24 protein-coding genes and 2 pseudogenes are annotated in these 21,727 nt (G+C 53.6%); 14 read left to right on the forward strand and 12 right to left on the reverse strand.

All coding sequences use genetic code 11. The features are described from left to right. Positions 1 to 52: 52 nt before the first annotated feature. Positions 53 to 397, reverse strand: a complete 345-nt coding sequence (locus JMJ04_RS41135) for a transposase (protein ID WP_201376207.1) — start codon at positions 395 to 397, stop codon at positions 53 to 55. A 285-nt stretch (positions 398 to 682) separates the two neighbouring features. On the opposite strand from JMJ04_RS41135, the gene JMJ04_RS41140 reads away from it, so the two are divergent. From JMJ04_RS41140 to JMJ04_RS41155, 4 genes are read left to right on the forward strand one after another with little or no spacing between them, the layout of a single operon-like run. Then, positions 683 to 865: a hypothetical protein gene (locus JMJ04_RS41140; RefSeq protein WP_201376208.1), complete on the forward strand. Its 183-nt coding sequence runs from the start codon at positions 683 to 685 to the stop codon at positions 863 to 865. Continuing rightward, on the forward strand, positions 859 to 1,272 hold the full coding sequence (locus JMJ04_RS41145; RefSeq protein ID WP_236039099.1) for a rhodanese-like domain-containing protein: 414 nt from the start codon (positions 859 to 861) through the stop codon (positions 1,270 to 1,272). Before JMJ04_RS41140 ends, JMJ04_RS41145 begins: the two co-directional genes overlap by 7 nt. A gap of 53 nt (positions 1,273 to 1,325) precedes the next feature. Next, a complete protein-coding gene (locus JMJ04_RS41150) occupies positions 1,326 to 2,750 on the forward strand; it encodes an MBL fold metallo-hydrolase (RefSeq protein ID WP_201376210.1) in 1,425 nt (474 codons plus the stop codon). Between the two features lie 19 nt (positions 2,751 to 2,769). Continuing rightward, entirely contained in the window at positions 2,770 to 2,958 is a 189-nt protein-coding gene (locus tag JMJ04_RS41155; protein ID WP_201376211.1) for a hypothetical protein, read from the forward strand. 98 nt (positions 2,959 to 3,056) lie between these two features. On the opposite strand, the gene JMJ04_RS41160 is transcribed toward JMJ04_RS41155, so the two are convergent. The 6 genes and pseudogenes from JMJ04_RS41160 to JMJ04_RS41185 form a co-directional block, all read right to left on the reverse strand. Then, positions 3,057 to 4,082 carry a tagatose 1,6-diphosphate aldolase gene (locus JMJ04_RS41160; protein WP_236039050.1) on the reverse strand — a complete coding sequence of 342 codons (1,026 nt, stop codon included), beginning with the start codon at positions 4,080 to 4,082 and terminating at the stop codon, positions 3,057 to 3,059. Between the two features lie 44 nt (positions 4,083 to 4,126). After that, the gene (locus tag JMJ04_RS41165; protein WP_201376213.1) at positions 4,127 to 5,068 is read right to left on the reverse strand and encodes a 1-phosphofructokinase family hexose kinase; all 942 of its coding nucleotides are present in this window, start codon (positions 5,066 to 5,068) and stop codon (positions 4,127 to 4,129) included. Positions 5,069 to 5,071: 3 nt separating this feature from the next. After that, positions 5,072 to 6,154, reverse strand: coding sequence for an SIS domain-containing protein (locus JMJ04_RS41170; protein WP_201376214.1), 1,083 nt, complete (start codon positions 6,152 to 6,154; stop codon positions 5,072 to 5,074). After that, the gene (locus JMJ04_RS41175) at positions 6,154 to 7,185 is read right to left on the reverse strand and encodes an ROK family protein (protein WP_201376215.1); all 1,032 of its coding nucleotides are present in this window, start codon (positions 7,183 to 7,185) and stop codon (positions 6,154 to 6,156) included. Before JMJ04_RS41175 ends, JMJ04_RS41170 begins: the two co-directional genes overlap by 1 nt. A gap of 28 nt (positions 7,186 to 7,213) precedes the next feature. After that, positions 7,214 to 8,464, reverse strand: a complete 1,251-nt coding sequence (locus JMJ04_RS41180; protein ID WP_201376216.1) for a Gfo/Idh/MocA family protein — start codon at positions 8,462 to 8,464, stop codon at positions 7,214 to 7,216. A gap of 53 nt (positions 8,465 to 8,517) precedes the next feature. Then, a pseudogene (locus JMJ04_RS41185) lies at positions 8,518 to 9,141 on the reverse strand (carbohydrate ABC transporter permease); the annotation flags it as partial. A gap of 345 nt (positions 9,142 to 9,486) precedes the next feature. On the opposite strand from JMJ04_RS41185, the gene JMJ04_RS41190 reads away from it, so the two are divergent. Then, positions 9,487 to 10,251, forward strand: a complete 765-nt coding sequence (locus JMJ04_RS41190) for a DeoR/GlpR family DNA-binding transcription regulator (RefSeq protein WP_268887432.1) — start codon at positions 9,487 to 9,489, stop codon at positions 10,249 to 10,251. Here JMJ04_RS41190 and JMJ04_RS41195 read toward each other — a convergent pair. Further along, positions 10,225 to 10,488 (reverse strand): transposase, encoded by a 264-nt coding sequence (locus JMJ04_RS41195; RefSeq protein ID WP_201376219.1) that lies wholly within the window; start codon positions 10,486 to 10,488, stop codon positions 10,225 to 10,227. The genes JMJ04_RS41190 and JMJ04_RS41195 overlap by 27 nt on opposite strands. A gap of 6 nt (positions 10,489 to 10,494) precedes the next feature. Further along, on the reverse strand, positions 10,495 to 11,481 hold the full coding sequence (locus JMJ04_RS41200; protein ID WP_201376220.1) for a methyltransferase: 987 nt from the start codon (positions 11,479 to 11,481) through the stop codon (positions 10,495 to 10,497). A gap of 708 nt (positions 11,482 to 12,189) precedes the next feature. Here JMJ04_RS41200 and JMJ04_RS41205 point away from each other — a divergent pair. From JMJ04_RS41205 to JMJ04_RS41220, 4 genes are all read left to right on the forward strand, one after another. Further along, on the forward strand, positions 12,190 to 12,783 hold the full coding sequence (locus JMJ04_RS41205; protein ID WP_201376221.1) for a TetR/AcrR family transcriptional regulator: 594 nt from the start codon (positions 12,190 to 12,192) through the stop codon (positions 12,781 to 12,783). Positions 12,784 to 12,815: 32 nt separating this feature from the next. Beyond that, a complete protein-coding gene (locus JMJ04_RS41210; RefSeq protein ID WP_201376222.1) occupies positions 12,816 to 14,066 on the forward strand; it encodes a cytochrome P450 in 1,251 nt (416 codons plus the stop codon). A 233-nt stretch (positions 14,067 to 14,299) separates the two neighbouring features. Beyond that, complete coding sequence (gene asnB / locus JMJ04_RS41215; protein ID WP_201376223.1) at positions 14,300 to 16,147, forward strand: asparagine synthase (glutamine-hydrolyzing); 1,848 nt, start codon at positions 14,300 to 14,302, stop codon at positions 16,145 to 16,147. Between the two features lie 259 nt (positions 16,148 to 16,406). Then, positions 16,407 to 16,826, forward strand: a complete 420-nt coding sequence (locus tag JMJ04_RS41220; RefSeq protein WP_201376224.1) for an ArsR/SmtB family transcription factor — start codon at positions 16,407 to 16,409, stop codon at positions 16,824 to 16,826. Here JMJ04_RS41220 and JMJ04_RS41225 read toward each other — a convergent pair. Beyond that, entirely contained in the window at positions 16,823 to 17,032 is a 210-nt protein-coding gene (locus JMJ04_RS41225; protein WP_201376225.1) for a hypothetical protein, read from the reverse strand. The two genes, JMJ04_RS41220 and JMJ04_RS41225, sit on opposite strands and share 4 nt — an antisense overlap. Positions 17,033 to 17,262: 230 nt before the next feature. Between JMJ04_RS41225 and JMJ04_RS41230 the strand changes: the two are divergent. Beyond that, positions 17,263 to 17,595 (forward strand): annotated as a pseudogene (locus JMJ04_RS41230) (DUF3224 domain-containing protein); the annotation flags it as partial. A 147-nt stretch (positions 17,596 to 17,742) separates the two neighbouring features. Here the strand turns inward: JMJ04_RS41230 and JMJ04_RS41235 are convergent. Further along, complete coding sequence (locus tag JMJ04_RS41235) at positions 17,743 to 18,405, reverse strand: winged helix-turn-helix transcriptional regulator (RefSeq protein ID WP_201376227.1); 663 nt, start codon at positions 18,403 to 18,405, stop codon at positions 17,743 to 17,745. Between the two features lie 264 nt (positions 18,406 to 18,669). On the opposite strand from JMJ04_RS41235, the gene JMJ04_RS41240 reads away from it, so the two are divergent. The 3 genes from JMJ04_RS41240 (at position 18,670) to JMJ04_RS41250 (ending at position 19,998) form a co-directional block, all read left to right on the forward strand. Beyond that, positions 18,670 to 19,083 (forward strand): hypothetical protein, encoded by a 414-nt coding sequence (locus JMJ04_RS41240; RefSeq protein WP_201376228.1) that lies wholly within the window; start codon positions 18,670 to 18,672, stop codon positions 19,081 to 19,083. Between the two features lie 13 nt (positions 19,084 to 19,096). After that, positions 19,097 to 19,492 (forward strand): cupredoxin domain-containing protein, encoded by a 396-nt coding sequence (locus JMJ04_RS41245; RefSeq protein ID WP_236039052.1) that lies wholly within the window; start codon positions 19,097 to 19,099, stop codon positions 19,490 to 19,492. Positions 19,493 to 19,566: 74 nt separating this feature from the next. Beyond that, positions 19,567 to 19,998, forward strand: a complete 432-nt coding sequence (locus JMJ04_RS41250; protein WP_201376229.1) for a DUF6640 family protein — start codon at positions 19,567 to 19,569, stop codon at positions 19,996 to 19,998. Positions 19,999 to 20,209: 211 nt separating this feature from the next. Here JMJ04_RS41250 and JMJ04_RS41255 read toward each other — a convergent pair whose 3' ends face one another. Beyond that, complete coding sequence (locus JMJ04_RS41255; RefSeq protein WP_201376230.1) at positions 20,210 to 20,911, reverse strand: ArsR/SmtB family transcription factor; 702 nt, start codon at positions 20,909 to 20,911, stop codon at positions 20,210 to 20,212. A 170-nt stretch (positions 20,912 to 21,081) separates the two neighbouring features. Between JMJ04_RS41255 and JMJ04_RS41260 the strand changes: the two genes are divergently transcribed. Then, on the forward strand, positions 21,082 to 21,726 hold the full coding sequence (locus JMJ04_RS41260) for a flavin reductase family protein (protein ID WP_201376231.1): 645 nt from the start codon (positions 21,082 to 21,084) through the stop codon (positions 21,724 to 21,726). Position 21,727: the final 1 nt, after the last annotated feature.

A 21,727-nucleotide genomic window follows, 5' to 3' on the forward strand; every position in this document is an offset into this window, starting at 1 on the left:
GAGAGGGACGGACAGAAAAGGTCTGGAAACAGAACCTCGCTGGCCGTCTACTCTACACGATCCAGCGCAAGCCAGGGCTACTCACCGAGCGTTCTCGACTGGAAAGCGCGCTATCGCGGTAATGGCCTCGTTTCCTGATCTTGCTGCCCCAGCGTCGTTCGAGCGTTTCATCAAGGACCAGATCCACGTCGGCTCCGGCTGGCACAAAGGTTTCGACGATAAGGAGGAGAAGTTGACGGCTCACCGCCAGAGGAGACCAACGTGCTCGATTGAGCACGTGGTGGAAGGTGCTCCAGTTGGCAGCCATGTCGTTGCCGCTGGCACGCAGAGCCGCCGTGACTTTCGGCGTCCATGAGCCAGCAAGGTCCCGGTGAGCAACGTCATCAGTTTCCTCCAAGTGGGAGCCGTAAACAGTGGCCGAAAGACGGCTAAAACTTCTATAATGGGATCGGGAAGAGCCATGAACATTCTCCTGACAAGATGATGCTTTGGTCAGCTTCTATCTTATCTCAAGAGGTTTTCATGCCTCATTCTTTCCCCAAATTGTACAAAGTCAAGCTGAGTATTGGACTGCCAATGATCACTGGAGCCATGTAACCTTCTGCAATTTGCTGCATCCAAGTATGTGAGGAAAACAACACTCCCTGATGAGTAACAGCAACCATTCGGAAAGAGAAAAGAGATGAACTCGGAAAACACCAATACAACCATCGTTCCTGCCGAAGAAGCTTATGAAATGATCACTGTGACACAAGATGCCATCGTTATTGACGTACACACACCCACCGAATTCGAAGCAAACATATTTCAAGAAGTCATAACATTCCCCTGGAACAGCTCCCTGCTTATAAAAAAGAGATCGTAGAACTCGCAAGCAATGCTCCTTTGCTCCTGATTTGCCAGAGTGGGACACGTGCGCGCAAGGCGGCAGAAGTACTCCAGACCGTGCCGGTGTCTTCCCTCTCTCTCCTCGACGGTGGAATTGTTGCCTGGGAGAAGGCGGGCAAGCCATGTCAGCGGGGAGTACAAAAATGGAGTATGGAACGGCAGGCGCGCGGCGTTGCTGGCACACTGGTTCTCCTAGGAGCACTGGGAGGTCTTTTTGCCTGGAAGCCGCTCGTCTGGATCGCGGCCCTGGTTGGCGGAGGACTGACCTATTCGGCGATTTCCAATACCTGCGGGATGGCCCTGCTGCTCAGTAAATTGCCCTACAACCAGGGCGCGGTCTGTGATGTTCGCCAGACACTGAAAAATATAGCAGATGCCGCGTAGGAAGCTGCGGAAAAAGAGACTCAACACCAACCACAGAGAAAGAGTGAACTGCAATGATCCTCCGTTTAATCTACGATGAAATCCTGGCCCAGGCCAGTTACCTGGTGGGTTGCGCTGCGACAGGCGAGGCGCTGCTTATCGATCCCAACCGTAACATTCATCAATATATCGAACTGGCCACGGACAAAGGCTTGCGCATCACGACCATCACTGAGACGCATATTCACGCTGATTTTGTCTCCGGAGCGCGTGAACTGGCGCAGGCAACTGGAGCTCAGCTCTACCTTTCAGATATGGGTTCCGCAGATTGGGAATATGGGTACGCTGGGGAAACAGGTGCCATACTCCTACGTGATGGGGTGACATTCCGTGTCGGCAACATCCAGATCGAGGCACTGCACACTCCAGGCCATACCCCGGAGCATCTCTCGTTTTTGCTGACCGATACTGCGACCACCGATGAACCGATGGGCATCTTTACTGGCGACTTCCTGTTTGTCGGCGATGTTGGTCGCCCGGATCTACTGGAAAAAGCTGCCGGCGTCAGTGGTACAGCTGATTCGGGGGCGCGCCAGCTCTACCGCTCGTTGCAGCGCTTCCGCGAATTGCCGGACTACTTGCAGATCTGGCCAGGTCATGGAGCAGGCAGTGCGTGCGGGCGAGCCCTGGGCGCGGTCCCGCAAACCACATTGGGATATGAGAAACGCATCAACTGGGCCTTCGATGTCACCGACGAGCAACGCTTTGTCGAGGCGGTGCTGGCCGGGCAACCAGAGCCACCTACCTACTTCGCGGAAATGAAGCGCATCAATAGGGTCGGACCGGCTCTGGTGGGCTCGGCGATACTCCCACCGACTGAAGTAAGTATCGAGCAACTGGTGGCGGATCTGCAATCTGGCACCCTGGTCATCGATGCCCGTCCTTCTCGGCAGTACATGGAGGAACATATCCCGGGAACCATCCACGTGCCGTTTGGGCCAATCTTCCTGAACTGGGCCGGGTGGTTGCTTCCCTACGACCAGCCATTCTCGCTAATTGTTGATGCTGAAGCCGCCCAGGAGGCACTTACCCAGCTCCGTCTGATCGGTCTGGATCGTGTGGTCCATATCTGGACCCCTGACGTACTCGCCGCCTGGAAACAGGCCCGGCATCCGCTGGGCAAGACGCCGCAAATCACGGTAGAGGAGGCCCGGCAGATGCTCGTTCAGAAGCAGGTGACCTGGCTCGATATTCGCAGTAGCGATGAGTACGCGGCGGGCCATGTCCCGGGGAGCCAGCACATTCACCTGGGCACCCTGCAACAGCGCCTGCGGGAGGTCTCGCCTGATAAGCCCGTCGTGGTTCAATGCCAGGGGGGAAACCGTTCGCCGATTGGCGCGAGTCTGCTGGATGCCCATCATTACCCACAGGTCATGGATCTGGTGGGAGGGTTCAACCTCTGGCGAAAGGCTGGCTATCCGGTGGTCAAAGGGGCCTAGCATAAACCTGGGGCGCCCCTTGTGGTCGCCCCAGGGAAGTGGCATAGGGTTCGCCGGGCTGCTGGCTGGTTCCAGGCTGGCGCGCATCCTGCCGGTTGTTCGCTTACAGCAATCCTTCGCTGTGTTCGTGCTTGCCCTGGGTGTAGTACTGCTGGTGCTCAATGTGCCAAAACTGTCGATGTTTCCCACGGGATGCGCAACGAGATGACAGCAAGCTAGCAGCGGAACAAGAAAAGAGACCTTTAATGAGAGAGAAACAAAACATACTCTCATGAGGAGATCTTTTTAGCTTTGAGGAACTGAGCGCTAATTTGTTACCTCGATAGCTTCCAGGCCACCGTAGATGGTGTGCCATGGCCTGGCGCAATGGCTTAGTACTGAGTTGAGGGCCTGCACATTCTGCACGCCCTGGTCCTGCAACCAATCTTCCAGAGCCGCTTCGCCGTCGTTGACGAAGACTGGGACACCGCCTTTCCAGGTAGCACGACCGCAGAGGACGCCACTGAAGGGGACATTGGCCTCGGCTGCTAATTCTAACTGCTCACGAAAAATGGCATCATCCACGCCGCCGCTTAAAAAGAGGAAGGGGAGTTTGCTGACCCCGGCGGCAGCCTGGAAATGCTCTTTGGCCGCCTGCCAATCATAAGCGACCTCGCTCCCCTTGAAACCCAGACTGCCAGCTAAATAGGCGCTGTTGATAGGGACCTCCACCTTCAACATGTCGACACCATAACGCGGCTGCGAAAACTCTTCAACGATCGCGCGTACATAGCCGGGTTTTAAGCAGGCAAACTCAAAGCTCTGCTCAGGATGCACGTTATCATAGGCCAGTGGCTCGAGGAAGAAGGGAATATCGAGCGCCTTGCACTCATCACCTACGCGCTCAACAAAGGCCCGCTTGATTTCGTTTATCCACCCTTCATCGATAGGATTATAGTACAGGAGAATTTTGACCGCGTCGGTCCCCACTTCAACGAGCCGACGCGCACTCCAGCTTGGAAGAAGACGCGGCAAGCGTCCCATAGTCTGGGGATCGTAGCCAGTGACTTCGTAAGAGAGAAGTGCTCCCCGACCAGGCGCGCGCTTCTTTAAAGCAGGTAAACCATATTCGGGATCAAGCAGAATTGCGCTTGCATGGCGCGTCAGAACCTGCGAGACCTTGCGTTTGAAGGTCGTAATCGCCTCTGGTGTGCCACTCCCCTCGGCCAATTTTTCCATGCTCTTCTTGAGCGAGCCACGCTGGTCCATAGCGACGGCTGCGATGATGCCCTCCGCGTTGGCGCAGGCTTGTATATGCTCAAATTTCCCGCGACTGATCTGTACCTTTCCCAATGCATACCTTCTTTCTATACACAACATGCGAGCAGAGGTGTTTGCTAGCCGCCCAGTGATATGGCCTTGACAACCGGCAGCAATCGCTCAATATCAGAGAGGTACAGGCGGCCAGCTCCTATTTGCAGTGTATTTGCGGCCCCCGCCGCAACACCCAGGCGTGCGGACTGGATCAATCCCTGACCGCGCATAAGCCCGGCGGCGATACCTCCCAGGAGGCAATCACCGCTCCCAGTCGAGGAGAGCGCAGGCACTGCTGGTGCCGTCCAGCCAAAGCGCTGGCCCTCGGCTGTACACCCCACGACGCCCGCTTTCCCAAGTGAAATTACCACCTCCCGCACACCTCGTCTCTGCAACTCGGCGGCACCTTCTAGCGCCTGAAGGGAATCTGCAAGCGGATATCCGAGCAGTTCCCCAGCTTCGAACTGATTGACTTTGAGTAAAGCGGGGTGATACGCCAGCGCGGCGGGGAGCTGTGCGCCGTGAGTGTCTAGAAAGACAGGCACCGAGGCTGCCCTCGCCTGCCGCAGGAGCATGAGGAGAGCATCCTCTGGTACTCCCGGTGGGAAACTGCCACTGATCACCAGGAAGGCTGCTTGTGTGAGCGCGCTGGTAACTCGACGTACCACAGCATCCCATTCAGCCCTGGTCAGTGGTGCTCCCTGCTCATAGATCTCAGTCAGGCAGTAGTCGGCTGCGGGATCAACCACAGTCAGGCAGGTACGCAGTTCAGCGGCGACTTCCTCCATATCGACCTGGAGCCCCTCCTCGCGAGCCAGGGCCAGCAGGTGCTTCCCGGCATAACCTCCGACGGGACCTATGACCAGTCCCTGAGCCCCCAGCGTATGTAGTGCCCTGGCAACATTGAAGCCTTTTCCACCCGCCTGGATGATTACTTCTCCAGCACGGTGAATTCTGCCCAGCGAGAAATGAGGCAAGACAATCGTCTTATCGAGCGCGGGATTAGGCACGACAGTCACAATCATCCCTTACCTCTCCGCGTCAAGCACAATCACCGCCGTCAGGTTATGGGGATGATCAGGGTTCTGACCATTGGTACGCGCCCGGTAGTAACTGAGAAGCTGAAGTAGTGGCAGATACAGGACCGCGCGGTTATTCTCCGCCAGGCCCGAGTGGAAGTTGACCTGGAAGTCAGCGGCCTCTGTAGGAATGGGGTCTTCGGAAAGCACCAGCGTTTTGCCGCCCAGGGCGCGCATCTCGCGCAGGACAGCTATTTCATGGGCACTGGCTGTATCCGAGAGCAGGCCAACCACCAGTGTATGCTCATTGACCATCGACATGGGGCCATGACGGAACTCCATGAAGTGGAACGCCTCAGAGACAGAGAGCGACATTTCTTTCATCTTAAGATTGATTTCAGAGGCCAGGCCATATTGCAGACCCGAACCGAGGAAGTAAAAGCGCTCGAACTGAGTATCTCCACCGAGCTGTTTTGCCAGGTCGTGATGGGTCGCAATCAAGCGCTCACCCAGTCCTGGCAAGCTGCGCATCGTCTGAAATTGAGGCTCATGAGCCAGGGCAATCGCGGCCTGGGCTGCCAGCAGCATCGCGCTAAAGGAGCGCGTTTGTACAACGCTTTGCTCTTGCCCCTCGGGCATCACCAGTGCCAGGTCACTCAATGCCACCAGTTCCGCCTCCGGATAACAGCCAATGGTAATGACTGGCCCGCCATAGCGCTGCTTAAACAGCACGGTAGCGCGAATGGTCTCGGTAGTCTGGCCTGAGCGTGAGATCGTAAATAGGAGGGGACGGCTGCCAGGCCCGATGATGGTCTCGGGGAAGAGCAGTAGCTCAGAGGCTGGTATGGGGCGCGCTCGTCTGCCCAGCTGGCGCTGGAGCAGGGGCGCAACAGCCTGCGAGAGATAGTGTGTTGAGCCGCACCCTGTGACAATAATGTCAGAATACTCCTCTGCTTTCCAGAGGGTCTGGATAACCTCCTGGTTCGCCACCACCACATCCAGCGCGGCCTGCCAGGCAAGCGGCTGGGTCAAAATTTCATGCAGCGTGTGTGTCTCGTAGATACCTGGAATCAATTGTTCTGTATTACTCACTATAGAAAACTCCTTGTTCTAGCTTCAGCAATAGCCAGGGCGGCCGCGCCAACGATACCGGCATCTCCCTGTAAGCTTGCCAGGCGGACCGCGTCCTGGCTGAGCATTTCACGGAAAACAGGAGCCTGCTTCATCCAATGTGTGAGCCCCGTACGCGTCGCCCCAATCAGTGGACTTCCCTCCACAGCCAGCCCTCCACCGATAACGACCATCTGCGGATCAAAAATCATTGCCAACAGGTAGATGCTATATGCCAGATGTTGTCCGGCCTCGCGCAAGATCTGCCCAGCCAGTGCATCATCCCTGGCCGCGGCTTCAAAGACATGTTCAGCGCGCAGATCTGCTACTGCCTGTTCCTGCATAATTCCTTCTAGCAGGGATGACTCCCCTCGCTGAAGTTTGTCCTCGGCGTTGCGGGCCAGGGCAGGACCCGCAGCCAACGCCTCCAGGCAGCCCCTGGCGCCACAGCGGCAAAGAGGACCAGAGGGGGCAAAAACGGTATGCCCTATCTCCCCAGCCATCCCATGCGCACCCCGGTAGAGTCGTCCATGAATGATCGCTCGGGCGGCGATTCCAGTCCCCAGGCTAAGATAGACGGCATTCTCCTGTCCCTTGCCAACACCATAGAGGCCTTCTCCCAGGGCCGCGACACTTACATCGTTCTCGATGAAGCAGGGGAGCTGCAATTCGCGTTCAAGCCAGGCTTTCACCGCCACATGCTGCCAGCCAAGGTTGACCGAGAGCTGGCAGACGCCCTGCGCCGGGTCAACTATGCCTGGAATGCCCAGGCCAACGGCCTTGATACGCTGTGAGGGCACATGCGCAGCCTGGATGGCGCTTCTAATACTCAACGCAATAGCCTGTAGAGTATGTTCCACGCTGCTGGTATCCGTCGGAAGCTTGATGCGGCCAGAAACCTGGCCCTGTGCGTTTACGACACCAGCCGCGATTTTCGTACCACCTACGTCCACGCCGACAACGAGGTTATCCTCTTCGATATGCGCTCCTGTTGTTTGCTCTGCTCGCTGCATACGCATTCCTCTTTAAACATAGCCAGGGCTAGAATGCCAGCTGTACACCACGGTTCTCGCGTCGTGACTGCTCGGCTGCGAAGACGGTAAGATGGGTCTCCAATGACTCTTCGGGGCCAGAGAGAATAAGGCTGGGGTCACGCCGGGTAACGGCCTCCACAAAGTTCTTCATCACTCCATAGTCACCACCACCATGTCCACTCTCGCCCGCCAGGTGCTCGATCTCATACGTGTTGGTCTGCTCGGTCAGAAAATCATAGTGGACGAACTGCTTGCCGTTGCCACGCAGTTCACCCTGTGTGCCAAAGATGATCGTCTCGCGATCTCTGGTTTCGCTTGTGGCAATCATGGTAAACGACGCGGTCGCACCATTCTCATACTGCAGGTTGACGACCTGGTGATCGACTACATCATTGTCACATTCATAGACACAGCGACCATATGGACCATCGCGTAGGGCAGCTTCAACACCTGCCATGGAGAAATCGGTTGTGATCACATCAAGCGGCCAACCGATCTGCCCCTCACTCAGCCGCTTGTTGTAGAAGCGCTTCGCGGAATAAGGGCAATCAGGCTCGTAGGCGCAATCGAGACAACGCATGGCATCGCCTGCCGCCACGGGCTTATTCTCTTTGCGGAAGAGCAACAGGGAGCCATAGGAGGCGACCTGGACGCAGCGGCTCCCTACAATATAGCGCAACCAGTCGATATCATGGCAGGATTTGGCTAGCAGCATGAACGACGACTCAGCTTCGTTGCGCCAGTTGCCGCGAACAAACGAGTGTGCATAGTGCCAGTATCCCACCGGCTCCAGATGCTGAATACTGACAATATCGCCGATCAAGCCCGAAGTGACCAGAGCCTTGAGGCGCTGGGTATAGGTTGTGTAGCGCAGAACATGGCAGACGGCAAAAATACTCTTATTCGCTAACACCGCATCCACAATCTGCTGGCAGCTTTCTAGATCAGGAGCCATGGGCTTTTCCAGTAAGATATCATACCCCTGGTTCGCAAAGGCGACGGCTGGATCTCGATGTTGCGCATCAGGAGTCGTGATCAGCACCGCGTCGGCAAATCTGGGTCGTGCTGCCAATTCTTGCCAGTCCGCAACGACATTCTCAGGCGCTATATCATGCTCTTGCGCCATACGCGTACGAAAAAACTCTCGTGGTTCAGCCACACCGATAACTCGCACCTGGCCGGGATGCATCAGAGCATAGCGGGCATAAACCTTTCCTCGATTACCAGCACCAATAACCAGCAGTGTAACAGGAGACATCTCATAAATCCTTTCCAGCATAGACAGAAGCAGAATTAGCCAGATTGAAACCACTAGCCCTTGGAGCCAGTAATAACAATACCTTCAATAAATTGCTTCTGAAAGATAATAAACATAACAAGCATTGGCCAGGATGCCAGCACAGCACCGGCCATCAAGGCCGGGAAATCGGTGCCATGCTCTCCCCGCAAGGATGCCAGGCCTACGGCCAGGATCATCTTATCGGGGGAATCATTGACCACCAGAGGCCAGATCAGATCATTCCAGGACCAGAGAATAGTCAAAATAGCGAGCGCAATCAATGCCGACCTTGCTAATGGCAGAACGACATGCCAGTAGATCTGGAAATGATTGGCTCCATCCAGAAAAGCGGCCTCATCAAGCTCCTTAGGTAAACTGAGGAAAAACTGGCGCAGCAAGAAGGTCCCAAACGAGCTAAAGAGGCCCGGTACAATTAACGCTTGCATTGAGTTTAGCCAGTGAAGGTCCTTCATGATGAGATATTGAGGGACCAGGAAGACATAGCTGGGAACCATCAATACCGAAAGCACCACGACGAAGATAATATCACGCCCAGGAAACTCAATACGGGCAAAGGCATAGGCAGCCAGTGAACAGAAGAGCAACTGTCCAAGCGTACGTCCCGCCGTCATCAAGAGAGTATTTTTGTAAAACCGGCTAACCTTGACCTACATTAGGGAGCAGACGGAAATAGGTGTTTTGCGCGTGTAGTTTCTCGCCCATAGAGATGGTCAGCTTCATTGCTCCTATGTTACAAGAACATGCTTTGATCAAAATTCGTCATATATGATCAATATTCCGATCATTATTTTTCGAATATAACATTGATATGCTCCTTTGTCAAGGTTGAGAACGAGATAAACTCAGAATAGAACGTATTCTTGACAGGAATACGGATGGCTCTCTATAATTTCAATCAAAGATGATCATTTTCGGTTATTTTTGCTAATCCTCAAAGAGTAAGACCAGGGCAAAGAAAGTGTCCATTGGAGAATAAAGACGTGCAACTAACAACAGAGAGACTTGAACAAATTTTGTATATTGTTCAAGAGCGACAGCATGTGCGGGTGACCGAGTTAAGCGAGCATCTGGGGGTGAGTGAGCCGACCATCCGGCGGGATCTAAAAAAGTTAGAGTCAATGGGGCGTGTCCGACGTGAGCATGGTGGCGTGAGTATCGCGGAGGTTGCTACGGCCGAGCCACCAGTGGTCCAACGAGGTATTGAAAATCGAGAGGAGAAGCAGCGTATTGGGCGCGTTGCTGCCTCGTTGATCAACGATGGCGAGACCATCTTCCTGGGTTCTGGTACAACCACATTCGAGGTCGCACGTGCCCTGGAGAGCAAGAAAAACCTGACTGTGATCACCAACGCTCTGAACGTTGCTTACCAGTTGGCGGGCAATGAAAATATCACATTGATCATCACAGGAGGCGTCGTACGCCATTCTGAGCTTTCAATGATCGGTCATATTGTTGAGCAAACACTCAAAGACCTGCGTGCTGATAAAGCCATTATCTCTATGCGTGCGATTAGTCTGCAAGATGGCCTGACCAATATAAATCCCCTGGAGACCATAACCGACCGTGTCATCGTACAATGTGCCCGTGAAGTGATCCTGGTGGCCGACCATACAAAGTTTGGTAAGGTGGCAACAAGTATTGTCGCGCCATTGACCGCCGTTCAAAAGATTATCACCGATGAGCAAACGCCGTCAGATATGATTGAGGAACTACGTGCTCTAGGCATCCAGGTGCTCCAGGCCTGAGTCAGATATATTCCGGGAATAACTAGGCGAAAACAACACTTGGCTCCCTCTGGCCGCGATCAGTTCCTGTACCTTTGTCGATTTGTGCGCTGCCAGATTATCCATGATCACCAGTTGCCCTGCGGCTAAACCGGGGGCCAATATCCTTTCGACATACTCCTCAAATACAGTTGTCGTGGCTGATCCCTCAATGATGAGGGCAAGTTCCTGCTTACCTGTTGCTCTTCTCAGGTCCACTCATTGTCATGCTTCGGCAATGATGAGGCTAGAGGCTCCTGAGAGAGGCAGATGCGTCAGGTAGCGCCAGCCACTTTGCCGCAGCCATGTACGTACCTCTTCCTCGCTATACACATCGCCTTCGCCAGTGGCAACCAGAAACTCGCCAGCGATGAGCGTGGCAAACAGGGGATGGGTATGGGTGGTATCGGTCCAGAAATCGACCAGCAACAGGCGCGTACCAGAAGAAACAGCGGCATGGATGCGCTGGAGCAAGGTCAGGTTTCGTTCTGGTGAGAACATATGCACAGCGTGAGCAAGAAGAACACAATCATGATCAGGTGGAAGGGGATCTTGAAAGAAATCTCCCTCAACTATGGTAATCTGCTCAACCACAGGGGACGTCTCCAAGCGCTTGCGTGCCAGTCTTGCCACACGTGGAAGCTCAAAGAGGGTGGTCTTGAGGGCAGAGTACTGGCCTAAGAGCGCCAGCAGAAACGATCCGTTTCCTCCGCCAAGATCGAGTACCTGGCAATGGCGACCAAAGTCATAGGTGCAGGCGAGTGCCTGGGCAGCCCCACTGGTGATGGCCTCCACCCCTTCCGAGAACATTCTGATCCGCTCTTCGTCTGCAGGTTCAAATGTGCCCTGACCGGTACGAAGACGTGCTTCAAACTGCTGCCATGCCGGGTAACTAATCTGGTTCCAGAAGCGCAGGAATGGGCGGAGATCAGGAGAGGAATCTCCACTGAGAAAGGCAGTAGCCACTGGACTATTCTGATACCACTGATTGTGGCATTCGACCAAACCCAGAGCCACCATTGCATCAGCGATGATACGTAGTCTTGGGCAGGCAATCCCTATCCTTTGCGCCAGAAGCTCTAACGTCATGGGGCCCTCGGCCAGGTACTCAAAAAGTCCGAGCTCGCTGGCGGCAAACAGATGTTTCGACGCCATAAAACCGCTCGCAATCTGGAAAATGGCGTCAGGTGTGACAGGGTTATGCATTGTCATGGTCTGATTCTCTCATCACAACGTGTATGCTGCTGGTATGATTGTTGTCCCGCTCCATACGATGAGCAGTGAGAGACAACACGATAGGATCATAAGACTGAACCATCTTTTCATGGGCGCACCTCCTTTTAGGGAAACAGAGTTACTTTTCTTGCCTGTTTTGCTCTGACCAGAGCACAGTACCCTATCGGGGGTCGTAACAGGATCATTGTATCATGCTGTTATTATCTCAGTTGTCAGTCAACCAGTTCCACCGTCTCGCGTTTACGCAGCGTGTGGAGAAACGAGCGGAGTCCAGGCGTCAGGGTGTGTTGTTGGAGATAGGACTCATCAGTCATAACAACTCCTTTCGTCTGATCAAGAGAGAAATTCATTCCTGTCTCGGACCTGGGGCAAGGCCAGTCTTAGCTCGTGATACGTGGTCAAAGCCACACCATACGGTTCAAACTTGGGCCAGCCCGAGATGATGGGGGACGCAGGCACTTGATCTCATCCTCACTGGTCAGTGTGCTGTTTTTGAAAATGGGAAAGCCTTGGGAACTTTCTTGGGATCTCCTTGACGGAATATGACTTTCGAGTCTATAATTTGAACGTGCTAGTCTAGCATTATGCTTAAATATTGTGCTTGTATGTTGTAGCGTAGAGAACGGGTATCTTGCATCAGGGAGTGGTCAGATCGTGGCTCCTTATTACCAGATCAAAGAACGGTTGCGCCAGCAGCGAGCAGAGTTGATTCTGGATGTAGCTGAAGAGTTGTTTGCCAAAAAGGGCTATCACGACACATCTATGGACGAGATCGCTATCCACGCTGGTATAGCAAAAGGCACGCTCTATCAGCACTTTGCGCGCAAAGTTGATTTGGCCTGCGCCCTCTTTGAACGCAGTATTACCCTCTTTGAGCAGGCTGTCGAACGAATTTCAGTTTCTCCTCTCGGAACTCGCGCCAGATTAGAAGCGATTCTTTCCTTTATCTATCAGCAACGGGGTAGTTCTCATATGCAACTGATTCAGTTGGCCTCTACGAATGGAGAGATCTACAGAGGCTTGCAAGAGAAAAAGGAAATGCTTTATGAGCGCTTGCGGCGAACAAAAGCGCGAATTCAGGTGATGTTCGAGGAAGGCAAGACTGAAGGTTTGTTCGACCCGACCATTTCAACCGAGTTGATGACACGGCTCTTCTGGCATATGCTTTCCTTGAGTAGGCGTGAACCATTAGGGAGTCTGGAACAATTGTCAGTCGAGGAAGGTGTTGCTCAGATAAGTCGCCTCTTTTTTGAAGGTACGATGCGAAGAAAGCCATAAGAAGATGGCAAGGTACTGGAAAGGATTCTACGATGCTTCAAACACCTTCGACCCTGGACGATGTACAGAGATTGTATGACTGGTTTGAGCAGATGCGCCAAACGCAGCCAGTATGGCGGGATGAGAGTAGTGGATGCTGGCATGTATTTCGGTATGATGATGTACGTACTGTTGCCACTGATTATTCTACTTTCTCTTCAGAGCGCAGAAGACCAGGCAGGTTTGCACGGAGGGCTGAGGGAACCCAAAATGGCCAGGTGCGCATGGGAAGAAGCCTTCTCACCATGGATCCGCCTGAGCATCGGCAGTATCGCAATCTGGTCTCCTACGCCTTTACTCCCCGAGCGATTGACCGTTTAAGAGGCCGCGTCACCGAAATTACCCAGCAACTGCTGGGCGAGGCTCGCGAGCCAGGCAAGATGGATTTCGCCACAGAGATCGCCTATCCCCTGCCCACCATTGTGATTGCGGAACTCCTGGGCGTACCAAGCAGTGATCGACCACTCTTTAAGCGTTGGGCCGACGCGCTATTGAGCGCTCAGTTGAATGATGCTGAGTTTTCCCGACCTGAAGACGAGCAACGCGACCATCCAGAAATGCGGCGTCTCTCACAAACCTTCGAGGAAATGTCAGACTACTTTTGGCAGATGCTTGAGGAGCGCAAGCGTACACCAGGCGAGGATATGATGAGTGACTTGCTCAAAGCTGAGATCGATGGGGAGCACCTGAGCATGGAGGATACCATCAGCTTTTGCACCATCTTGCTGCTGGCTGGGCATGTCACCACGACCAATCTCCTCGGCCAGGCAATCCGCTGTTTTGATGAACACCCTAAGGCGCTAGAACAGCTACGCAGGCAACCCGAATTAATGCCGTCAGCCATTGAAGAGGTTCTGCGCTACGCATCGCCGGTCTGGCGTCTCTCACGAACAACGAAAGAGGCAGTCACGATCGCGGGTGTCACCATTCCTAAGGATGAGATGGTCTTTGCCTGGCTGGCCTCGGCGAACCGGGATCCCGCGCAATTTCCCGAACCAGAGCGCTTCATTCCCACGCGAACCCCGAATCGGCATGTCGCATTTGGACACGGCGTCCATTTTTGTATCGGTGCGCCTCTCTCTCGCATGGAGGCGGCGGTTGCGTTGCCTATAATTCTCACACAATTGCCCCATCTGCGGGTCGCCTATGAAGAGTCGCCCCAGCTCTTCGAGGGACGGGTTCTGTTCGGCTTCAAACGCCTCCCGATCACGTTCGAGGGAGAAGGACAGCAACCTGTACATTAAGTGTCACAGCACCCAACGGAGCAGATCGGCCTGCTATCTGCTCCGTTGGGCGCTTTTTCTTGAGATCTGCGCGGAAGGATTTGAGAGAGGATGGAGCGCGGTCACAAGAAAAACGCCTTTTCGAGAATCGGAAGGTCCTGGGTGGCCCCAACACTACTCTGGTAAAGATGTTTTGCATGGCATATCGCTTGGAATGGCAATGACTTTCAATATCTCCAGAAAGGAACAACGTCATGTGCGGTATCGTAGGCTGGATTGACTGGGAGAACGACCTTACCAGCCAGACTTCAACGTTGAAACAGATAGCGGATACGCTGTGTCACCGAGGACCCGATGCACAAGGAGAATGGCTCTCCAGGCATGCGGCTCTGGCACATCGCCGTCTGGAAGTGATCGATCCAGCGAATGGTGGGCAGCCAATGCTCTATCAGGTGGGGCAGCGCACCTATGCATTGACCTATAATGGAGAACTTTATAACTTTCGCGAACTTAAGCGCGAGTTAGAAACGCGTGGCTATCGCTTTCGCACGCAATCCGACACGGAGGTTCTGCTCGCTGCCTATGCCGAATGGGGTGAAGACTGCGTTCAGCATTTCAATGGCATCTTCGCCTTTGGCCTCTGGGATGAGCAGCGGCAGCAATTGCTCCTTGCGCGTGACCATCTGGGTGTGAAGCCGCTCTATTATGCTCAACGTGGCAACACGATTCTGTTTGGCTCGGAATTGAAAGCACTGCTGGCCCATCCGTTGATAAAAGCGGAGGTTGATGTGCGGGGGCTGGTCGAGCTCTTTGCCTTCAGACATACCCCCGGTTCTGCTATATATCGTGATATCCACGAATTGCGGCCCGCACATAAAGCAGTGTGTAATCATAACGGTATGCGCATCAGCCGTTACTGGTCTTTGCACAGTGAGCCGCATACTGACGACCTGCCAACAACTGCTGAGCATATCAGAACGTTACTGCGTGATATCGTGAAGAGACAGTTGATTGCCGATGTTCCCGTCGTCGCTATGCTCTCCGGTGGACTGGATTCGAGCGGGCTGACAGCACTGGCGGCGGCTGAATTTAAACAGGAAGGCAAACAACTGCACACCTATTCCATAGACTATGTCGATAGCGCTCAACATTTCCAGGGCAGCAGCATCCGTCCTTCTTTAGATGCGCCGTGGGTACAGAGAGTTTCTGACTATGCCGGGACGATGCATCATACCGTCACCGTGGATACACCTGAATTGATAGAGAATATGCTAGTTCCATTACATGCTTATGATCTTCCAGGCGTTGGTCAGGGGTGGGCTTCACTTTACCTGTTGTTCAAGCGGATGAAACAGGACGCTAAGGTGGCTCTTTCCGGGGAGTCGGCTGATGAGGTCTTCGGCGGCTATCCCTGGTTTCATAGCGAAGCCGCTTTCAATGCGCAGACGTTCCCCTGGATGGCGGAAATGGCTACCACGCGAGGCTCTAGGCACAGCAGATCATTGATGGCCTGGCTTGCTCCTGACGTGGCGCAAAAGGTGAATCCGCTTGAGTATATGAATCAACAATACCGCTCAGCCATTGCCGAGGTGCCACGACTGGACGGGGAGGGCGCGCGAGAAGCGAGGATGCGCGAGATCTTCTACCTCAATTTGACCTATTTCTTGCCTATGCTCCTGGATCGTAAGGATCTGATGAGTATGGCGACCGGTTTCGAGGTGCGTGTGCCTTTCTGCGATTATCGCCTGGTAGAGTACGTCTGGAACATCCCCTGGGAGATGAAAACGACTGGTAACATCGAGAAGGGCATTTTGCGCGAGGCTTTGACGGGTATCTTGCCAGACGATGCACGCAAGCGCAAGAAGAGCGCCTATCCTACCTCGCAAAATCCAACCTATGTGAATGCGGTACGCGATTGGACGCTGGAGATTGTAAACGATGCTAACGCTCCGGCTCAGTCATTGATGAATACGCAAGTTGTCCGCGCGGTAGCGGAGGGCAAGGTTCCAGGGTTGCCAGACGAAGCTACGGCCTTCCTGTGCGAGCGCGTTATCCAGACCAACGAGTGGTTGAAAGATTATCATGTGACGCTGTCGGTGTGACGCTGCGCTACCTCGCGCGCCGTTGCCTAGCCCACTATAAAGGTGGTCATGCATTTTTTTGCAGTGCTCCACACTGCAAAAAAATGCATGACCACCTTTCTTTTGAAGGAACGCCGGAGGCGCGTTTAGAGCTTGCGGGTGGAATGACCACAAGAGCGGGCTGGAGGTGAGTAAGACGATGGTAAGATCTCAGGCAGTGAGCAGCCAGTGCTCGATTAACGCCTCATTCTCTCATTGCCGCTTCATAAGGGAGCTACCAATGCGAGACGAGCTTATCCTGGAGATGCCCGAGCATATTCGCGCCCTCGCCCATCCGCTGCGGCAGCGTGTGCTCGGCCTGTTGACCAACGCGCCTTGCACCAACAAACAGCTCGGCGAGCTGCTGCAGGTCTCGCCGCCGCGCCTGCACTTCCATGTGCGCGAGCTGCAGGCGGCGGGGCTGATAGAGATTGTCTCCCAGCAGCCAAAAGGCGGTGTGATCGAGAAATATTACCGCGCCGTGGCGCGCGTGGTACCCCTCGCGCCAGAGACAAAAGAAACAGCCAGAGATCAGGAACTGGTGGAGGGCACACTGGAGGCGCTGCGCCAGGAGTATATCAGGGCGAGCACATTCTTTGAAGGACATATACCGGAGATGCGGTTCGCGCACGAGTTGGTACTGCTCCCGCGGATCGATTAGCACGTATCCAGGAATTGCTCGAAGCCGTGGGTCGCGAGGTCTATCAGGCGCTGGAAGATCCGGAACGGGATACCTACGAACAGTTCTTCGCCGTCAGCTACCTGCTCCACAGGCTGCCGCCAGTAAGCACAGAGCATGAGGTGCCATAACTTCGGCTTCTTGCAGTTCCTGGTCTGTGGCTCCTGGTTGCAGGGAGAGCGGTTCATCTGGCGCCTCCTTCTGAAACCATGCTTCAAGACGCTCCCAGAGTTGTTGCATACAGATCAATTCCCTTTCTTTTTAGTATTTCCTCGCGAGGTGTTCCATTCTAAATGGTTCTTTTTCTGTCATCTTTGTCACATAAAATTACGTACTTGTGTGCGTTCTCTTTCTCTTGTACATTTCCTGTATGAACTTTTGGAAATGAAGTTCAAATACATCTTGAAAAGAGGATATTGTGACACAAGCAAATACTACTCGTTCAGTCAAGGACTGGCACCGGAAAACATGGCATGACAAAACAGAGGCTCCAGGCACGAACCTCCTCCGCGTGGAGATCCTTCATCGCTATGAGGGCATCATTGAAGGCGAAGGCAGTATCCAGTATCTCATTGCCGAGAACAAGAATCTTACAGGCAGCACAATTGCACTGGAAAAGGTGACGGGCAGTGTTGATGGAAGATCGGGCAGCTTTGTCTTCCAACAAATCGGCACGTTTGATCATGGGAAGCTCAAGATGACCTTGACGGTGGTCCCTGGATCAGGCACCGATCAACTCAGTGGTCTATGCGGACAGGCAACGCTTGAAAGCGAACTCCATCAGGAGATCTATTCTATACCATTCGATTATACGTTTGAAGAGACAAAATAACCTGATGAATGCGCAAGGAAACTGCGACCCTGGACTGAGAAGAGGCCCAGAATCGTGGTTTCCTTGCTAGCTCGCGCGCACCACTGGTTCATCTAGCACTGGCCAATCGTAGTCCAGGTCAAGCTGCTCACAAATCCATCTGCCCCAGGCATAGAACTGACGCAGGATCGGCTCTGAGTTTCGTCCCAATTCTGTAAGCGCGTATGCTCCCTTTGTCTCTTCCCCAGAAGAGGCTTGTCGGTAGAGCACTCCCATCTGTTCCAATTTCCGCAGTTCCAGGGTGAGTACCTGCCGGCTGATCTCGGGAAGCAGCTTCTGCAACTCGCTAAAGCGTTTGGGACCACTGAGCAAATGATACCAGAGCCAAAACGTCCATTTGCCTCCCAGGCTGACCATCCAATCAAACTCCAGATGAACCTGCTCGCCGTACCACCTCCCCCAGGCTTCGAGTTGGCGCACCACCGGCTCTGCTTGCCATCCCAATTCCGTAAGCGAGTACTCCACCTTTGGAGGGACCTGTACATACACCTTTCGGCGCAGCACTCCTACCTGCTCTAATTCCCGTAACTCCTGGGTCAGCATCTGTCGGCTGGCTCCCGGGATGAGCCGCTGTAATTCGCCGAAGCGTTTGGTTCCGCTGAGCAGATGATACCAGATCCAGAACATCCATTTGCCTCCCACTCCCACTCCTCCAATCGGGCATGCAGCAGTCTTTTTTACACGTGTCATAAAGAAGTGACTCCATTTTAGTGGGTGAGCATGTGATGGGCTCATCTCTGTCACATAAAATTGCGTACTTGCTCCCCTCTTCCTCTTCCTATACATTCTCATTGTAGCAAATGAGAATGCCAACGACAAAACATGGTCACATAAAAGCAGGGCATTCCAATTTTAGAGGAATTTTGGAGGAAAGCGGGAGGAGAAAAGTGAAAGGCCCTGACATGGGAGAGCGGGGAACAGTTTTCCTCGGCTTTGACAGAAAGGCATAGTTCTATGAAAACAACGGTACATATCTTGCATTGGGTAGGAGGCATAGCAGGCTTGGGAGTGCTGGTGCTCGGGCTCTTCATCTGGATTACCGGAATGAGTCCGACCATGCTTCAAATCGTTCACGCGTTGTTTGGTTTGATCTTCGTTCTCGCGCTATTGACGCTTGGGATTATAGCGGTTCTCAATAGAGGAACAAGGCTCCTGGGCACTGTGAGCCTCGTTTATGCGCCCCTCGTGCCTGTCTTTGGGATGATCCAGATGACGCTGCTTGTTGGCGATCTCCACTGGCTGATCAGAACCGCCCATCTGCTGGTTGGCTTGGGCGCGCTCGTGTTGTTCGGTACCACCGGTATGCGTTACCTGCGTCTCAAGCAAACAGCCAGTGAGGTAAGCAGACAGCCGCAGCTTGTACTATAGGAAATTAGATCCCATGCTGATGAAGAGACTGCTTCCTTTTCTGGCATTGAGCTGTTTGCTCGTCTCCATCCTGGCGGCTTGTGGGACAGACGGAGATTCTGCTCACGCTGCGCCGGGGACGGAAGTGCACATGGAGAGCGCCAATTTTGTCCAGGCGGAGATCACCATTCAGAAAGGGCAAAGCGTGACGCTGATCAACGATGATTCGCTTACGCTCCACATCATTGCAAATGGAACGTGGGAGAATGACACTGCAAAATCAGTCAGCGAGCCGAGCGCGCCAGAGGTGAATAATATGCAGATCAACGGAAACGCACAAGCCACGGTTGGCCCTTTTCCCACCGCTGGGACATTCAGGTTCTATTGTACGATCCACCTTAACATGAACTTGACGGTCAGGGTCCAATAAAAAGAAAGTGAGCTCTGCCACGGGAAAACCCTAAAGAAACACACGTCGTGTAGACGGAAAGAAGGAAAAACACTATGGATAGCTGGTTGTTGATAGCAAAAGCATTGGTGAGCCTGGTGGCGATCGCAACGGCACTGGGAGGTGCATTAGCAGATCTGGTGATTCCTGCCACAGCGAAGCAGCATATGCGCAATCCTCATTGGCCACCACATCCAAAATTTCATAACGGGCAAACGATCACCCTGGGTGTCTTGCTGGGACTGCTCGCGTTGTGGTTCTTGTGGTATCCTGGTGGGGATCAACACGTTCATTTCCAGCTTGGGGTCGTCGTCGCGGCACTCTACTGGCTTTCTATGCTTGGGGCAAGCATGCTTCCAGGAATACGATGGGTTGATCCAGAGTTTGCAAAGGAAACACGAGCCATTCTGGCAATGTCACCCCAACTGTTCCTGCTGTGTGTACTGTTGGCGCTCTTGATCAGTAGCGAGATCTTCTCATTTCTCTAGGAGTCCCAGTGTTCATAAAGGGGGATGCCATGACAGTAATATTTATGGCATCCCCTAAACACAGCAGTATGGTCCTGATAAAACAAGAACCACTTCCTGCCAACCCCCTGGATACGACGCATTGTCACTTCTCTCCTTTGTGGAGACATTGGCTTTTTACGCGAGCGTTTGGCAAAGACAGGGAAAACAAAGAACTCACCTTCTTTCTGCCCTAAAATTGAAGATCGAGCTCTTGCGATAGACCTCTTTGCCCGGCCTCAGAGAGACGGATTGCCCGGCTCCTTGGTACTCGTAAGATCCATCCTTGCTTGAGCAACTGGGAAGCAAGACTCGCACCAAGCGCGCCCGCAAGATGATGGCGTCTTTCGCTCCAATCCAGACAAGGGACTGCAAATGCTCTTCGCTTCTGTCTCGTCGCAGGCAGATCAATGCCCAGGTGAGTGAACCACTGCTCTCCTTCCGTGGTGAGCACATAGTTATTGTCGGCTTCTCTGAGATAGCCGCGTTGGAGCATGGCGTGTGTGATGCTTACGCCAAGTGTTCCAGCCAGATGGTCATAACAGGTGCGTGCAAGGCAGAGCGCTCTGGTTTCTTCAGATTGTCGCAAAGAACGGACTGGGGGACGAGGAGCAATCACCTGAAAGGCTTCGAGCGCCTGTCCAACTTCAGCACTGGCAAGCCGATAGTAGCGATGCCGCCCACGAGGTTCGACCACAAGAAGCCCTCCGGCAACCAGCTTCGCCAAATGTGCGCTCACGGTTTGCTGTGTCAGTTGACATCGGGAGCCCAGTTCGCTTGCTGGCAGAGCCACGCCCCCAAGCAGTGCAGTGAGGATCGTGGCACGTGTTGGCTCGCCAATGAGAAAAGCAATGGAAGCAATATCGGGTTGTGTATTCATATTTCGATAGTACACGATATATTCCTGTTTTACAATAGGCACGTGCCAACAAGGCGCGAAGGAAGGCAGTGGCCCTGGCGAACATGCGAGGGATCAAGGCCCTCACCAACGCGCCCTTTTTTAAGACAGGAAACGATGATGCTCCCTCATCGCGGTTCAAACGCTTTTTCTCTCTGGAGGATATTATGACAAATCAGTACATCTCTTTAGAACAAGACCTTGCACTGAGCCCTGATCATTTTCATGCTATTACACCATCTATTCTATACTTTGGGACGCCTGTTGTTCTCATCAGTACGCTCAATGAGAATGGGAGTGTGAATCTCGCGCCGATGTCCTCAGCCTGGGCGCTCGGCTATACGGTAGTCCTGGGTCTGGGGGCCACAGGGAAGACCATCGATAATTTGAAACGTACGAAAGAATGTGTCCTGAATTTTCCTACCGACCAATTATGGCAAACAGTAGAGCGCCTGGCTCCCTTAACGGGAAAAAATCCGGTCCCGGCAGCAAAAGCAGCGCAATTCCGCTATGAGCAGGAAAAATTTGCCGCGGCAGGCTTAACTCCTCACCAGTCCGAATGCGTCGCACCTCCCAGAGTTGCAGAATGTCCGCTGCAGTTTGAGGCAAGCGTTCGCGATATTCGTCCTTTCCAGCAGCAAGAGACCGCGTTTCTTGTTGAGGCGGAAGTGCTTCGCATTCATGCTCACGAGAGCATCATTGAGGGTGAGCGACATATCAATCCTGAGGCATGGCACCCCCTCATCTATAATTTCCGCCATTACTTTGGTCTGGGAACAGAACTGGGGAAAACATTCAGAGCGGATATCTAGT

Origin of the sequence: Ktedonobacter robiniae (assembly GCF_016587375.1) — a bacterium.
GTDB classification, from domain to species: Bacteria; Chloroflexota; Ktedonobacteria; order Ktedonobacterales; family Ktedonobacteraceae; genus Ktedonobacter; species Ktedonobacter robiniae.

Bases quoted from the DNA above. Each gene is read 5' to 3' on its own strand.
- JMJ04_RS41220 (WP_201376224.1), top strand. From the start codon at position 16,407: ATGCGAGACGAGCTTATCCTGGAGATGCCCGAGCATATTCGCGCCCTC.
- JMJ04_RS41250 (WP_201376229.1), top strand. From the start codon at position 19,567: ATGGATAGCTGGTTGTTGATAGCAAAAGCATTGGTGAGCCTGGTGGCG.
- JMJ04_RS41210 (WP_201376222.1), top strand. From the start codon at position 12,816: ATGCTTCAAACACCTTCGACCCTGGACGATGTACAGAGATTGTATGAC.
- JMJ04_RS41140 (WP_201376208.1), top strand. From the start codon at position 683: ATGAACTCGGAAAACACCAATACAACCATCGTTCCTGCCGAAGAAGCT.
- JMJ04_RS41235 (WP_201376227.1), bottom strand. From the start codon at position 18,405: ATGACACGTGTAAAAAAGACTGCTGCATGCCCGATTGGAGGAGTGGGA.
- JMJ04_RS41150 (WP_201376210.1), top strand. From the start codon at position 1,326: ATGATCCTCCGTTTAATCTACGATGAAATCCTGGCCCAGGCCAGTTAC.
- JMJ04_RS41225 (WP_201376225.1), bottom strand. From the start codon at position 17,032: ATGAACCGCTCTCCCTGCAACCAGGAGCCACAGACCAGGAACTGCAAG.
- asnB (WP_201376223.1), top strand. From the start codon at position 14,300: ATGTGCGGTATCGTAGGCTGGATTGACTGGGAGAACGACCTTACCAGC.
- JMJ04_RS41200 (WP_201376220.1), bottom strand. From the start codon at position 11,481: ATGACAATGCATAACCCTGTCACACCTGACGCCATTTTCCAGATTGCG.
- JMJ04_RS41245 (WP_236039052.1), top strand. From the start codon at position 19,097: ATGCTGATGAAGAGACTGCTTCCTTTTCTGGCATTGAGCTGTTTGCTC.
- JMJ04_RS41165 (WP_201376213.1), bottom strand. From the start codon at position 5,068: ATGATTGTGACTGTCGTGCCTAATCCCGCGCTCGATAAGACGATTGTC.
- JMJ04_RS41180 (WP_201376216.1), bottom strand. From the start codon at position 8,464: ATGTCTCCTGTTACACTGCTGGTTATTGGTGCTGGTAATCGAGGAAAG.
- JMJ04_RS41260 (WP_201376231.1), top strand. From the start codon at position 21,082: ATGACAAATCAGTACATCTCTTTAGAACAAGACCTTGCACTGAGCCCT.
- JMJ04_RS41240 (WP_201376228.1), top strand. From the start codon at position 18,670: ATGAAAACAACGGTACATATCTTGCATTGGGTAGGAGGCATAGCAGGC.
- JMJ04_RS41175 (WP_201376215.1), bottom strand. From the start codon at position 7,185: ATGCAGCGAGCAGAGCAAACAACAGGAGCGCATATCGAAGAGGATAAC.